The organism is Pseudomonas rubra (assembly GCF_028656935.1).
Classification (GTDB): domain Bacteria; phylum Pseudomonadota; class Gammaproteobacteria; order Pseudomonadales; family Pseudomonadaceae; genus Aquipseudomonas; species Aquipseudomonas rubra.
Window position 1 is genome coordinate 1 of sequence record NZ_JAMDGZ010000035.1, and the last position, 13,916, is coordinate 13,916.

General features: G+C 61.6%; 14 protein-coding genes. 8 read left to right on the forward strand and 6 right to left on the reverse strand.

Annotated elements, in window-relative coordinates; translation table 11 throughout:
* Positions 1-65 precede the first annotated feature (65 nt).
* Complete coding sequence (gene yaaA, locus M5G17_RS16300) at positions 66-845, reverse strand: peroxide stress protein YaaA (protein WP_273893947.1); 780 nt, start codon at positions 843-845, stop codon at positions 66-68.
* Positions 846-979: 134 nt separating this feature from the next.
* Between yaaA and M5G17_RS16305 the strand changes: the two genes are divergently transcribed.
* The 6 genes from M5G17_RS16305 to M5G17_RS16330 all read left to right on the forward strand — a co-directional run bounded on the left by M5G17_RS16305 (position 980) and on the right by M5G17_RS16330 (position 6,140).
* Entirely contained in the window at positions 980-2,107 is a 1,128-nt protein-coding gene (locus M5G17_RS16305) for a polysaccharide deacetylase family protein (protein ID WP_273893948.1), read from the forward strand.
* Positions 2,108-2,447: 340 nt separating this feature from the next.
* On the forward strand, positions 2,448-3,842 hold the full coding sequence (locus tag M5G17_RS16310; protein ID WP_273893949.1) for a PhoH family protein: 1,395 nt from the start codon (positions 2,448-2,450) through the stop codon (positions 3,840-3,842).
* Between the two features lie 96 nt (positions 3,843-3,938).
* On the forward strand, positions 3,939-4,415 hold the full coding sequence (moaC, locus tag M5G17_RS16315; protein WP_273893950.1) for a cyclic pyranopterin monophosphate synthase MoaC: 477 nt from the start codon (positions 3,939-3,941) through the stop codon (positions 4,413-4,415).
* Positions 4,412-4,657, forward strand: coding sequence for a molybdopterin converting factor subunit 1 (gene moaD / locus M5G17_RS16320; protein WP_130266201.1), 246 nt, complete (start codon positions 4,412-4,414; stop codon positions 4,655-4,657). Before moaC ends, moaD begins: the two co-directional genes overlap by 4 nt.
* A 1-nt stretch (position 4,658) precedes the next feature.
* Positions 4,659-5,105, forward strand: a complete 447-nt coding sequence (gene moaE / locus M5G17_RS16325) for a molybdopterin synthase catalytic subunit MoaE (RefSeq protein WP_273893953.1) — start codon at positions 4,659-4,661, stop codon at positions 5,103-5,105.
* A 258-nt stretch (positions 5,106-5,363) separates the two neighbouring features.
* Positions 5,364-6,140 carry an ABC transporter substrate-binding protein gene (locus M5G17_RS16330; RefSeq protein ID WP_273893954.1) on the forward strand — a complete coding sequence of 259 codons (777 nt, stop codon included), beginning with the start codon at positions 5,364-5,366 and terminating at the stop codon, positions 6,138-6,140.
* A gap of 29 nt (positions 6,141-6,169) precedes the next feature.
* Here the strand turns inward: M5G17_RS16330 and M5G17_RS16335 are convergent, their stop codons facing one another.
* The 5 genes from M5G17_RS16335 to M5G17_RS16355 form a co-directional block, all read right to left on the reverse strand.
* Positions 6,170-6,796, reverse strand: a complete 627-nt coding sequence (locus tag M5G17_RS16335) for a helix-turn-helix transcriptional regulator (protein ID WP_273893955.1) — start codon at positions 6,794-6,796, stop codon at positions 6,170-6,172.
* A gap of 74 nt (positions 6,797-6,870) precedes the next feature.
* On the reverse strand, positions 6,871-8,001 hold the full coding sequence (locus M5G17_RS16340) for an NAD(P)/FAD-dependent oxidoreductase (protein WP_273893956.1): 1,131 nt from the start codon (positions 7,999-8,001) through the stop codon (positions 6,871-6,873).
* Between the two features lie 10 nt (positions 8,002-8,011).
* Positions 8,012-8,962, reverse strand: a complete 951-nt coding sequence (locus M5G17_RS16345; protein ID WP_273893958.1) for an ornithine cyclodeaminase family protein — start codon at positions 8,960-8,962, stop codon at positions 8,012-8,014.
* Positions 8,963-9,107: 145 nt separating this feature from the next.
* Entirely contained in the window at positions 9,108-10,547 is a 1,440-nt protein-coding gene (gene rhlB / locus M5G17_RS16350; protein WP_273893960.1) for an ATP-dependent RNA helicase RhlB, read from the reverse strand.
* A 102-nt stretch (positions 10,548-10,649) separates the two neighbouring features.
* Positions 10,650-11,306 carry an alpha/beta hydrolase gene (locus M5G17_RS16355; RefSeq protein ID WP_273893961.1) on the reverse strand — a complete coding sequence of 219 codons (657 nt, stop codon included), beginning with the start codon at positions 11,304-11,306 and terminating at the stop codon, positions 10,650-10,652.
* 335 nt (positions 11,307-11,641) lie between these two features.
* Here M5G17_RS16355 and M5G17_RS16360 point away from each other — a divergent pair, with 335 nt between their 5' ends.
* Complete coding sequence (locus M5G17_RS16360; RefSeq protein WP_273893962.1) at positions 11,642-12,670, forward strand: amino acid ABC transporter substrate-binding protein; 1,029 nt, start codon at positions 11,642-11,644, stop codon at positions 12,668-12,670.
* Between the two features lie 67 nt (positions 12,671-12,737).
* Positions 12,738-13,916 (forward strand): amino acid ABC transporter permease, encoded by a 1,179-nt coding sequence (locus M5G17_RS16365; RefSeq protein WP_273893963.1) that lies wholly within the window; start codon positions 12,738-12,740, stop codon positions 13,914-13,916.

A 13,916-nucleotide genomic window follows, 5' to 3' on the forward strand; every position in this document is an offset into this window, starting at 1 on the left:
AACCATAGAATCTCCCACAAGAGGGTAGTCGACTCGGTGGGAGCGGGCTTGCCCCGCGATTGCGCTTACTCGCCCGGATGATCGCGCAGGAACACCAGGTTGTCCGCCTTCGACAGCTCGGCGCTGTAGTAGTAGCCCTGCACATCGAACTGCTTGAGCTGCTCGGGATCGTTGATGCGTTCCTGGATCACGAAGCGGCTCATCATGCCCCGGGCCTTCTTGGCGTAGAAGCTGATGATCTTGTACTGGCCGTTCTTGAAGTCGCGGAATTCGGTGTTGATCACCCGGGCCTTGAGGGCGCTGCGTTTGACCGCGCTGAAGTACTCGTTGCTGGCCAGGTTCAGCAGCAGGTCGTCGCCCTGGTCGGCCAGCGCCTGGTTCAGCCATTCACTGATGCGCGTGCCCCAGAACGCGTACAGGTCCTTGCCACGGGCGTTGGCCAGCTTGGTGCCCATCTCCAGCCGGTACGGCTGCATCAGGTCCAGCGGGCGCAACAGCCCGTACAGGCCCGAGAGCATGCGCAGGTGCTCCTGGGCATAGCTGAAGTCGTCTTCGCCCAGGGTTTGCGCGTCGAGGCCGGTGTACACGTCGCCCTTGAACGCCAGCAGCGCCTGCTTGGCGTTGTCTGGGGTGAAGGCCGGGGTCCAACTGCCGAAACGCGCGGCATTGAGCCCGGCCAGCTTGTCGGAGAGGTGCATCAGCTCGCTGATCTGCGGCGGTGACAGCTCGCGCAGTTGCACGATCAGCTCCTGGGAGTCGTCCAGGTACTGGGGCAGGGTGTAGCGCTGGGTCACCGGCGGGGTGTCGTAGTCGAGGGTCTTGGCGGGGGAAATCACCGTCAGCATCAGGTCGGCTCCTTGGTTCGTGGCGCCGATTCTACGGGGCGGGGGCGGCGATCTCCAGCTATCAAGGCAATAGCCACAGACCATTCCGACACTTGGCGCTATAGTGCGCGGCGAGAAAAACGGAGAGCCCGAACGTGCGCATTGCCCTTCTCTTACTGGCTGGTTTGTTCAGCCTCACTGCCCAGGCCGCGCCAGCGCCGGTCGCCACTTTCGACCGCAGCCACTGGCCGGAACAGCTCGACAGCCCGGCGCTGTTCGATGTCGCCTCGCGCGCCGAGATCCTCGGCTTTGCCCGGGTACTGGGCGAAAGCGAGGGGCTTGACCAGGGCGCCCTGGCGGCGCGGCTGAACCTGCGCCAGGTCAATCTGCTGTCGGTCAATTCACTGCGCCAGCGCCTGTGGCAGCGCTTGTGGCGCAACTATGACCTGGCCCAGAAGAGCTGCGAACAGGATGCGTCGTTCTGTTACGCCATTGACGACCTGGCCGATTTTCGCAAGCAGACGGCAACCTTCGAAGTCGCCGCCGATTCGTTTTACGCCGGCTGGGCCGAGCCAAGCCGGGCCTTCCATGAGCGCTACCTGGATGAACTGCTGCGCAAGGCCGCGCTGTTCCCGCAGACCTCCAGCGAGATCGAGCGGTTTTCCGACCTTGAGCGCAATGGTGATGAGCTCAATGACCGGCTGTTCATGCTGACCTTCGACGGCGGCCCTTCATTGGCAGGAGGCAGTACCGATGGCCTGACCGAGTTCCTGCGCCGGCAAAGGCTGGGCGCGACCTTCTTCGTGCTGGGCGACAGCCTGCAGCGGCGCCGCGACAAGACGTCGCTGGCTGACCTGCGTGCGCTTTACCAAGGCCAGTGCGTTGGCCTGCAAGGCTGGCAGTACCGTTCCCATGGGCAGTGGCAGGGCTGGCAGGACTCGGTGTTGCGCAGCCAGGCGCGGGTGCAGAGTGACTTGCCGCAGCAGTATGTGCCGTTGTTCAGGCCGCCTTACGGCCAGCGCCGGGCCGACAGCCAGGCATTCTTTGCCGGTCAGCATTTGCAGGTGGCGTTGTGGGACATCGACGCCCAGGATCAGGGCGCATTGAGTAGCGAACAGTCGGCGCAACGGGTGCTGACCCTGATGCTGTTGTGGCGCAAGGGGCTGATCCAGTTTCACGATGCCCAGCCCAAGGCGCAGGAGGCGGTGGCCTGGTTGCTCAAGCAAACGGCGCAAAGTGGAATTGGCTGGGAAAATTGCAGGAATTTCGGCGAAAAGTTGTGAAAAGGTTAGAACCTGCTGGCGGCAGGAAATAAAACGTCGCAGTCATTTCACCTGACTGGATTTATGACTGTAGCGGTGCTTTGACCCTGCGCCAAGGGCTAATGGGTCGATCGAAAAATAAACTTTAAAAAAACGTAAAAACGCTTTTTTCGGTCATGGGTTTTGCGGTATTACGAAGACAGACCGCCGAACCCTGCAGCACAGGTGGCGTCCTACGGCCCATTCTTTGTTCGCAGCTCCCTATCCGTAACGACGCGGGCCAGGGGAGAACCGGCGGCCACTTCGCGGCGCAGCACCGCCCAGGTATTGCGTCGTCTGGCTCCCACAAAGGTGACCGAGTATGGATGATCAAGGACGCAGCACTTCCTCCAACCAGCCAATCCTTTATGTGCTCGATACCAATGTACTGATTCACGATCCAAACGCGTTGCTGAACTTCGAGGAGCACCATGTCGCCATCCCGATGACGGTGCTGGAGGAGCTCGACAAACTCAAGACCGGCAAACACACGATTGCCGCCGAATGTCGCCAGGCCATCCGCCTGATTGATCAGACCCTGGGCAACGCCTCACCTGCCGATGTCGAGCAGGGCGTGCCGATCCAGCGTGGCAAGAGCGGCCCCAAGGGCTTCCTGTCGATTCTGATGAGCGCGCGCAACGAGCCCAACCGTCTGCTGCCGGAAAACCTCAACGACAACATCATCATCAACCAGTTGCTCGAGCTGCGCACCCGGCGCAAGGAACTGGACGTGGTGCTGGTGACCAAAGACATCAACATGCGCCTCAAGGCCCGCGCCTGTGGGATCGCGGCCGAGGACTACAGCACTGACCAGTTGGTTGACGACGTTTCTCTGCTTTCCAAGGGCTATCACAGTGTCACCGGCTCGTTCTGGGACCGCGTCAGCAAGGTCGAGACCCGTCAGGAGCGCGGCCGTACTTGGCACCGGGTGCAGATGACTGACAACCTGCCGGCCGTACACATCAACGAGTTCATCATCGACGAGCAGGGCTTCGTCGGCTGGATCAAGGGCATCAAGGACGGCGAGCTGATGCTCCTCGACCTGCACCAGGAACCGTTGCTGCACCAGGAAGCCTGGGGCCTCAAGCCTCGCGACATCCACCAGAGCCTGGCGCTGTTCGCCTTGCTCGACCCGGACATTCACCTGGTCAACCTGACCGGCGCCGCTGGTTCCGGCAAGACCATCCTGGCCTTGGCTGCCGCCATCGAGCAGACCATGGTCAGCAAGCGTTACCGGCGGATCATCGCCACCCGCAGCGTGCAGGGGCTGGACCAGGAGATCGGCTTCCTGCCGGGTACCGAAGCGGAAAAAATGGAGCCTTGGCTGGGGGCAATCACCGATAACCTCGAAGCCCTGCACATGGATGACGAAAACACCCATGGCAGTGTCGAGTACATCCTTGAGCGGGTGCCGCTGCAGTTCAAGTCGCTGAACTACATTCGTGGCCGCAGTTTCCAGCAGAGCCTGATCCTGATCGACGAATGCCAGAACCTCACCCCGCACCAGATGAAAACCATCATCACCCGCGCCGGTACTGGTTCCAAGGTGATCTGTCTGGGTAACCTGGCGCAGATCGACACCCCTTACCTGTCCGCGACCAGCTCGGGCCTGACCTACCTGACCGAGCGCTTCAAGGACTTCCCCAACGGCGTGCATATCACCCTGCAGGGCGTGCCGCGCTCGATTCTGGCCGAGTACGCCGAGTCCCACCTGTAACCCCCAGATACCGGGCGGTCCAGCCGCCCGGTTTTTTTCGCTTCGAAGAGCTGACCCCAGGGTTTACACTCTTTGCTCCTGAACAGGAGGAAAGCTGTGCTGACTCATCTCGATTCCCAAGGTCGCGCCAATATGGTCGACGTCACCGAAAAAGCCGTGACATCGCGTGAGGCCGTTGCCGAAGCACGGGTGCGCATGCTCCCGCAAACCCTGCAGATGATCGTTGAAGGCGAACATCCCAAGGGAGACGTGTTTGCCGTGGCGCGCATCGCCGGCATCCAGGCGGCGAAGAAGACCAGCGATCTGATCCCGTTGTGCCACCCGTTGCTGCTGACCAGCGTCAAGGTCGAGCTCAGCGCCGAAGGCAACGACACCGTCCACATTGTTGCCCGCTGCAAACTGGCCGGGCAGACTGGCGTGGAAATGGAAGCCCTGACCGCTGCCAGCGTCGCGGCCCTGACGATCTATGACATGTGCAAGGCGGTCGACCGCGGCATGATCATCGACGGCGTGCGAGTGCTGGAGAAGCTCGGCGGCAAGAGCGGCCATTACCAGGCGGATGAAGTCAAATGAGCATTAAGGTGATGTATTTCGCCCGTTACCGGGAAGTGCTAGGTATCGATGCCGAAAAGCTCGACGGTTCGTTCGCGACTCTGGATGACCTGCGCAAGGCGTTGGTGGCCAAAGGTGGCAAGCATGAAGTGCTCAGCGAGCAGAACCTCATGTGCGCGCGCAACGAAGAGCTGTGCAAGCTCGATGAGCCACTGGCAGACGGTGACGAAGTGGCCTTCTTCCCACCTGTCACCGGAGGCTGAGATGAGCGTTCGAGTCCAGAGCCAAGCTTTTGATCCGGGTGTCGAAGTCAACGCCATGCACGCGGCCAATGTCGGTGTGGGGGCGGTGGTGGGTTTTGTCGGCTATGTGCGCGACTTCAATGATGGCCAGGACGTGGCGGGTATGTTCCTTGAGCATTACCCAGGCATGACCGAAAAGGCCCTGGCCAAGATCGTGGTCGAAGCCGAGCAGCGCTGGCCGTTGCTCAAGGTCGAAGTGCTGCACCGTATCGGTAGCCTGGAGCCCGGTGAGCCGATCGTCTTCGTCGGCGTCGCCAGTGCCCATCGCCAGGCGGCATTCGACGCCTGCAATTTCATCATGGACTACCTCAAGACCCGTGCGCCGTTCTGGAAAAAGGAACAGACCGGCGATGGCCCGCGTTGGGTCGAGGGCAAGCACAGTGATGAAGAGGCTGCCGGGCGTTGGTAACCCTCTGTGGGAGCCGGCGTTGCCAGCGATGAGGCCAGTGCAGCCAGCACATTAGGTGTTGCCTGAATGACGACCGCTGCGCGCTCGATCGCTGGCAAGGCCAGCTCCCACAGTATCCGCGTTTTTTGCTTGTTGAGTTTTAATACAGAAAAGTCCAGTATGGAATTATAAGTACCATTTGATTCCAGGCTGACCCCTGCCTGCCCCATCCCCTCTGTCTTGCAACACACCTCCAACAACGAGCGAGAGAGATCCGTCATGAACAAGTTCACCCTGATCAGCGGTCTGGCCATGAGCCTGTTGGCCAGCAGCAGTCTGTTCGCCGCGCAAGAGACCTTGCGCATCGGCATCGAAGCTGCCTACCCACCCTTTGCCTCGAAGAATGACAAAGGCGAGATCGTCGGGTTCGATTACGACATCGGCAATGCCCTGTGCGCGCAGATGCAGGTCAAGTGTGAATGGAAGGAGGTCGAGTTCGACGGCCTGATCCCTTCACTGAAGGTGAAGAAGATTGACGCAGCGCTGTCATCGATGACCATCAACGACGACCGTAAGAAGTCGGTGGATTTCACCCATAAGTACTATTTCACCTCATCGCGGCTGGTGATGAAAAAGGGTGCGCAGGTCGATGACCAGTACCAGAGCCTTAAGGGCAAGACGGTGGGTGTGCAGCGCGCGACCACCACCGATCGCTATGCCACCGAAGTGTTCGAGCCCAAGGGCATCACGGTCAAGCGCTATAGCAACAACGAAGAAATCTACATGGACCTGGCATCAGGACGCGTGGATGCGATTTTTGCCGACACCATCCCGCTGGAAGACTTTCTGTCCATGCCGCGTGGCGCGGGCTATGCCTTCACCGGTCCAGAGCTGAAAGATCCGAAATACGTTGGTGAAGGTGCCGGCATCGCCGTGCGCAAGGGCAACGGCGAGCTGGTCGGCAAGCTCAATCAGGCCATCGATGACCTGCGCGCCAACGGCGAGTACCAGAAGATCCAGGCCAAGTACTTCAAGTCGGACATCTACGGCGACTGATCGCCACCTCACTCAAGGCCTGAGCGTTATCAGGCTTTGAGCTCCTTCAGGTGCTTGTACACCGTCGCCCTTCCCATTCCCAGCACATTGGCCACATAGTTGGCCGCACTCTTGCCCTTGAACGCGCCTTCGGCGTGCAGGGCCAGCACCAGCTCGCGCTTGTGGTCGCGGCTGAGCAGGTTGAGGCTCAGTTGGCGCTGGCGCAGCCAACTGTTGAGAAAGGTGTTGATACGCTCCTGCCAGTCATCGCGAAACAACGCGTCGGGTTGCGGGATCAGCTTGCTTGGCGAAAGGAACAGGTCCAGCGCCGCCTTGGCATTCTCGAACAGGGAAATATTCAGGTTGATGCACAGCAGCGCCATTGGCTTGCCGGCCGGGTCTCGCAGTACGGTGCTCAGCGAGCGGATCTTCTGCCCGTCCCAGTTGAGCTTTTCATAAGGGCCGATGTTGGTCTCGTCGGTGCCTTCTTCGAGCATGTCCTCCAGGGCCGCATCATCGCCAATCTCGCGCTTGGACAGGTTGTTGGCGATGTAGTCGATCTTCTGGCTGCGTAAATCGTGCAGCACCACTTCAGCGTGGGGGAAGAACAGCGTGGCGATGGCGTCGGCGATGGTCCGGTAGTTGTGCAGGGCAGGATCGGCGTGGGGTGTGGGCATTCGTGCAGGCTCCAGGCGGTGTCAGCGCCCTTGGCGAAAGGGCGCTGGGAGTGTGCCGCAATCGCGGCCGGGCGTCATCCTTGCAAGCGGCGCGGCGACAGCATCGCGGCGTTCAGGCCAAAACCCTTGAGCGCCTCGGGCAGCTCCTGGCCACGTACCAGGGCAGCGCTGGCCTGGCCCATGGCCGGCGAAGTCTGGATGCCATAACCGCCTTGCGCGGCAACCCAGAACAGCCCGGGTACCTTGGGGTCGAAGCCTGCGACCAGGTCGCCGTCGGCGACGAAGCTGCGCAACCCGGCCCAGGTGCGGGTCGGGCGGCGAATGCTCAGGGTGGTGGCTTCTTCGATCTGGTAGATGCCCATGGCGATGTCCAGCTCTTCTGCTTGCACGTCATGGGGCTCGACCGGGTCGGCATTGGCCGGGGAGCCGAGCAGCATGCCGGCGTCGGGTTTCATGTAGAACGACTCGTCGAGGCTGACCAACATGGGCCAGGCATGACTGTCGACGCCTTCGGGGCCGGCGAAGATGAACGCCGCGCGACGTTTTGGCTGCAGGCCCAGCGGCTGGGCCCCGGCCAGTTCACCGATCTGGTCGGCCCAGGCCCCGGTGGCGTTGATCAATACCGGGGCTGTGAAGGTGCCACGGCTGGTCTGCACCTGCCAGAGGCCGTCGGCGGCGCGGCCCAGGTGCTGCACTTCGCAATCACTGTGGACCTCGCCCTGCTGGCGACGAATGCCGCGCAGGTAGCCCTGGTGCAGGGCGTCGGTGTCGATGTCGCTGGCGCTGGGGTCGTACAGGGCGCCATGCACTTTGTCGCGGCGCAGCACTGGCAGACGCGCGCAGGCCTGTTCGGCGCTGAGCAGTTCGACTTCCGGCACACAGGCCTTGGCGCTCTGATACTGGCGTTGCAGCTCCTCAGGGTCGCCGTTGAAGTCGACGGTCATTTCCCCGCGCGGGCTGAGCAGCGGGTGCTCGGCGAAGTTCGCCGGCGGATGGTCGAAAAACTCACGACTGGCCAGGGTCAGGGCGCGCACCTGCGGTGTGCCATAGGCGGCGGTGTACAGCGCTGCCGAGCGGCCAGTGGAGTGGTAACCCGGCTGCGCCTCGCGCTCAAGCAGCAGCACCCGGCCGTGGCCGGCCAGCCAGAAGCCAGTGGAGGCACCGGCAATGCCGGCGCCGATAATGATGAAATCAGCGTGGTGCATGTGGGGCTCCTCAGTCGGCGCGTTGCAGGCGGTACAGGGCGTTGGCCAGGGCAATGTCTTCCAGGCCCAGACCGATGGAGCGGAAGAAGGCGTGGCGCTGGTAGCTCGGCTTTTGCACTGCTCCGCTGATCAGTTGCGCCAGATCGCCGACGATGGCTTCGGGTTGCCAGCCATGTTGCTCGGCGGCGATGCGCATCTCGCCGGCGCTGCCTGGCGTGGTTACCCGGTAGTCGCAGTAGACGTCCATTTCGTTCAGGGTCGCTGGCGGTACTTCATGGGCCCGGACCGCATTGGTGCTGATCGAGGTGATCAGCGCAGGTTTGCTCAGCAGGCGCGGGTCGAGTACCGGGCTGGCCGAGGAAGTGCACAACAGGATCACGTCAGCATCCAGCACTGCCTGCTCCAGGCTGTCGCTCAGCAGCAGGCGTGGATCGAGATCGGTCAGGGCCTGGCGCTGCTCGGCCGACTGTTGACTCAGGCTTGGCGAGTACAGGCGGATGTCCTGCCAGGGGCGCAGGCTGCGGGCGTAATGCAGGTGCGCGCGGGCAATCGGGCCGCTGCCGATCAGGGTCAGGCGGCGGGCGTCAGCGGCTGCCAGCGCATCGACGGCGACGGCGGTGGTGGCGGCGGTGCGCGCGGTGGTCAGCTCGCCGGCATCGCACAGGAGCAGGGGCTGGCCGCTGTCCATGGACATCAGCAGGGTCCAGGCGGTAACCAGCGGGCCCTGATTGCGGACGATGTAGGGCGAGGTCTTGACCCCGTATACACGCTGTTCGGCCAGCACGCCGCCGTAGTTGATGAAATCGCCCTGGCCCGCCGGGAATTCCACCAGTTGCTGGGGCGGTTGCACCGCTTGTCCGGCTGCCAGGTCACGGAACAGGTTGCGCAGGATCTGCGGGACATCCACTTGGGCGAGCAGTTGACGGGCGTGCTGTTGATCGATGACGAGAGGCGCAGACATGCGAAGCTCCAAATGAACTATTTTGTCTATTATGGACTTTTTGTTTATTTGGGCAATATGGAGCGGTGTAAAAAGCATCGCGGGGCAAGCCCGCTCCTACAGGGTGGTGTAGGAGCGGGCTTGCCCCGCGATGGTGTTACAGCGATCAGTGATGCTTGCGCGGTACCGGCTTGAGCAACTCGGTCGGCGGCATTTCGCAGCTGATCTTGCGTCCCAGCAGCTCTTCGATGGCCGGCAACTGGTAGGAATCATCCTCACCGGCAAAGCTGATCGACACGCCGCTGGTACCGGCACGGCCCGTACGGCCAATGCGGTGCACGTAGTCGTCCGGATCTTCGGGCAGGGTGAAGTTGATCACGTGGCTGATGCCGTCGATGTGGATGCCGCGACCGGCCACGTCGGTGGCCACCAGCACGGTGATGCGCCCTTCGCGGAAGTTTTCCAGGGTCTTGATCCGCTTGTGCTGCGGCACGTCGCCCGACAGTTGGGCGGCGTTGACGCCGTCGCGCACCAGGCGCTCCTCGATGCGGCGCACCTCGTCCTTGCGGTTGGCGAAGACCATCACCCGTTCCCACTTGTTCTCGGTCACCAGGTTGTACAACAGCTTGTACTTGTCGCTGCCGGCCACGGCATAGACGTGCTGTTCGACGGTTTCGCTGGCGACGTTCTCCGGTTCGATCTCGACGATCGCAGGGTCGGTGGTCCACTGCTTGGCCAGGTTCATCACATCTTCAGTGAAGGTTGCCGAGAACAGCAGGGTCTGGCGTTCGCTCTTGGGCGGGGTCTGGCGGATGATCTGCCGGACCTGGGGGATGAAGCCCATATCGAGCATGCGGTCGGCTTCGTCCAGTACCAGCACTTCGACCATGTCCAGGTGCGCTTCACCGCGCTGGTTGAAGTCCAGCAGGCGGCCCGGGGTGGCGACCAGGATGTCGCAGTGACGGGCTTCCAGGGCCTTGAGCTGCTTGTCGAAGTCCATGCCGCCGACGAAGGTCATGACGTTGAGGCCGGTGTACTTGGTCAGCGCTGCGGCGTCCTTGGCGATCTGCACCACCAGTTCGCGGGTCGGCGCGATGATCAGTGCCCGTGGCTCACCCATGTAGCGCTCTTTGGGCGGCGGGGTCTGCTGCAGTTGGGTGATGATCGAAATCAGGAAGGCTGCGGTCTTGCCGGTACCGGTCTGGGCCCGGCCGATGGCGTCTTTGCCACGCAGGGTGTAACCCAGGACCTGGCCCTGGATCGGCGTGCAGTAAGGAAAGCCCAGGTCGTGGATCGCATGCATCAGCTCGGGCGACAGCTTGAAGTCATGGAAACGGGTCTTGCCTTCCTGCGGCTCGACGGCGAAGTCTTCCAGCTTCCAGGTGGAGGCTGCAGGTTTTGGCTTGCGCTCACGGCGCGGCTTGGCCTCGGCCGGCTTCTCGGTGCGGACCGGCGCGGGTGCAGGGGTTGCGGTCTCGGTCTTGAGCGGAGCCGACGGGGCAGGGGCCTGGGCGGCTGCGGGCGGCTGCGTCACGGCGGCAGCGGTTTCGGTGGCGAGTTGCTCAACCTCGCTCTTGCCGAACATCTTCTTGAGTGCTTTGAGCACGGTCATCTCATCAATTGGTTAAGGAATGTACGCCGGGCAGTGTAATGCAAGATTCGGGCGCGGCGTAGTGGATTGCACTGACAACTACAGGGAAGTCTGCATTTAGCGCAGGCGTTTGATCAGCCACTCGCCGATATCGTTGATTTCCTCAGGTAGCACCGCGTGCTCCATCGGGTACTCCTTCCACTCGACGTTGACGCTCCACTGCTTGAGGTGCTCGAAGGCAGTACGGCCCATCGCCGGCAGTACCACCGGGTCATAGACGCCGTGCAGGCACAGGGCCGGGGTGCGTTGCTGGCAGGCGGTCAGTTCAACGCTGTCGCTGAAGGTCGGTGCGTAGGTCGAGAGGGCGATTACCCCACCCAATGCTTCTTGCCACTTTATATAGGCAGTGTGCAGCACCACCGCGCCACCCTGGGAGAAGCCGGCGAGAACGATACGTGCCAGGTCGATACCTTTGGCCTGTTCAGCCTTGATCAGCTCGATGACCTGGTTGGCAGAAGCCTTCAGTTGATCTTCGTCGATGGCCCGCGCCGGGGTCATGGCCTTGATGTCGTACCAGCTGGGCATTTCATAACCACCGTTGATGGTCACCGGCCGGGTTGGCGCCTGGGGCATGACGAAGCGGGTGGTCAGTAATACTTCCTGCAGGGCTTCGGCGACCGGCATGAAGTCGTAACGGTCGGCCCCAAGGCCGTGCAACCAGATCACACAGGCATCAGCGTTTTTTTGTGGTTCAAGAATCAGCGGGTGGGTCATGACTGCTCCGAAAGTGTGCGCGCGCTCTTGTTTGCGTGCATGAAATGAAGGCGCGTCGGGTAAATCCGGGAAAAACCTGTCGCAACGCTGCAAGTTTTCCTATTGACGTGAACTGAAACGCTTTAGCCCTTCAGTGTGGTACGCGCTTTGCTACGAATATTCTGATGCGAGGTTACACGTTTTGGACGGTAACACCCGTTAGCGGTCCCCAAGGCTGTCACAGAACAGCGCATTGCGCCAATTGACCCAAAAACAAGCCAACACGGGTCGGATGCGCCTCATAAGGGTGCGGTGCAATCCCGGCTCACACAACAAGAGCAAAACTGGAGGTTTGAATGAAGATGTTGAAATCCACACTGGCAGTGGTTACCGCTGCGACCGCGTTGGGTATCAGCGGTTTCGCACAGGCAGGTGCGACCCTGGACGCAGTACAAAAGAAGGGATTCGTTCAATGTGGCGTCAGTGACGGCTTGCCAGGCTTCTCGGTGCCGGATGCCAAGGGCAACATCGTCGGTATCGACGCCGACGTCTGCCGCGCGGTGGCCGCTGCAGTGTTTGGCGATGCCAAGAAGGTCAAGTTCAGCCAGCTCAACGCCAAGGAGCGCTTCACCGCGTTGCAGTCCGGTGAAGTCGACGTGTTGTCGCGCAACACCACCTGGACCAGCTCCCGTGACGCCGGCATGGGCCTGGTGTTCGCCGGTGTTACCTACTACGACGGTATCGGTTTCCTGGTCAACAAGAAGCTGGGTGTTTCCAGTGCCAAGGAACTGGACGGTGCAACCATCTGCATCCAGGCCGGTACCACCACCGAACTCAACGTTTCCGACTACTTCCGCGCCAATGGCCTGAAGTACACCCCCATCACCTTCGATACCTCCGACGAGAGCGCCAAGTCGCTGGAATCCGGCCGTTGCGACGTGCTGACCTCCGACAAATCGCAGCTCTACGCACAGCGCTCCAAGCTGGCTGCCCCGACCGACTACGTGGTGCTGCCGGAGACTATCTCCAAAGAGCCACTGGGCCCGGTGGTGCGCAAAGGTGATGAAGAGTGGTTCAGCATCGTCAAGTGGACCCTGTTCGCCATGCTCAACGCCGAAGAGATGGGCATCACCTCGAAGAACGTCGAAGCCGAAGCCAAGGCCACCAAGAACCCTGACGTGGGCCGCATGCTCGGCGCCGACGGCGAGTACGGCAAAGACCTGAAGCTGCCGAAGGACTGGGTGGTGCAGATCGTCAAGCAGGTCGGTAACTACGGTGAAGTCTTCGAGAAAAACCTGGGCAAGGAAACCCCACTGCAAATCGACCGTGGTCTGAACGCCCTGTGGAACAACGGCGGCATCCAGTACGCGCCACCGGTGCGCTGACGGTTGGGGCCTGCGGCGGCAATTCGCCGCTGCAGGCTGTTCGGTTCCCTTCCTTGCGGGGCATTACATGCAAAATAATATCGGCGCACCCAAGGGACTATCCCTGAGCGATCCACGTGTGCGTGCGTGGCTGTTCCAGATACTTACCATCGCTTTCGTGGTCGGGCTAGGCTGGTACCTGTTTCACAACACCCAGACCAACCTGCAGCACCGCGGGATCACCTCGGGCTTCGACTTTCTCGAACGCAGTGCCGGCTTCGGCATCGCCCAGCACCTGATTCCCTATACCGAACAGGACAGTTATGCGCGGGTCTTCGTCATTGGCCTGCTCAACACCCTGCTGGTGACCTTCATTGGCATCATCCTCGCGACCCTGCTGGGCTTCATCATCGGTGTGGCACGACTGTCACCGAACTGGATGATCAGCAAGCTGGCCACGGTGTATGTCGAGACTTTCCGTAACATTCCGCCGCTGTTGCAGATCCTGTTCTGGTACTTCGCGGTGTTCCTGACCCTGCCGGGACCGCGGGGCAGCATCAATCTGAGCGACACCTTCTTTATCAGCAACCGGGGCCTGAACATGCCCGGTGCGTCCATGGCCGAAGGATTCTGGCCGTTCGTCGTCGCCCTGGTACTGGCCATCATCGCCATTGTGCTGATGGTGCGCCTGGCCAACCGGCGCTTTGAGGCCACCGGCGAGCCGTTCCACAAATTCTGGGTCGGCCTGTTCCTGTTCTTTGGCATTCCGGCGCTGTGCGTGTTGCTGTTCGGCGCGCCGGTGCACTGGGAAATGCCGCAGCTCAAGGGCTTCAACTTCGTCGGCGGCTGGGTGCTGATCCCGGAACTGCTGGCGCTGACCCTGGCGCTGACCATCTACACCGCCGCCTTTATCGCCGAGATCGTGCGTTCGGGTATCCGTTCGGTCAGCTACGGTCAGACCGAGGCGGCCCGCTCCCTGGGCCTGCGCGAGGGGCCGACGCTGCGCAAGGTGATCATTCCTCAGGCACTGCGGGTGATCATTCCGCCGCTGACCAGCCAGTACCTGAACCTGGCGAAGAACTCTTCGCTGGCAGCCGGTATCGGCTACCCGGAAATGGTCTCGTTGTTCGCCGGTACCGTGCTCAACCAGACCGGCCAGGCCATCGAGGTGATCGCCATCACCATGAGCGTCTATCTGGCTATCAGCATCAGCATTTCGTTGCTGATGAACTGGTACAACAAGCGCATTGCGCTGATCGAGCGGTGA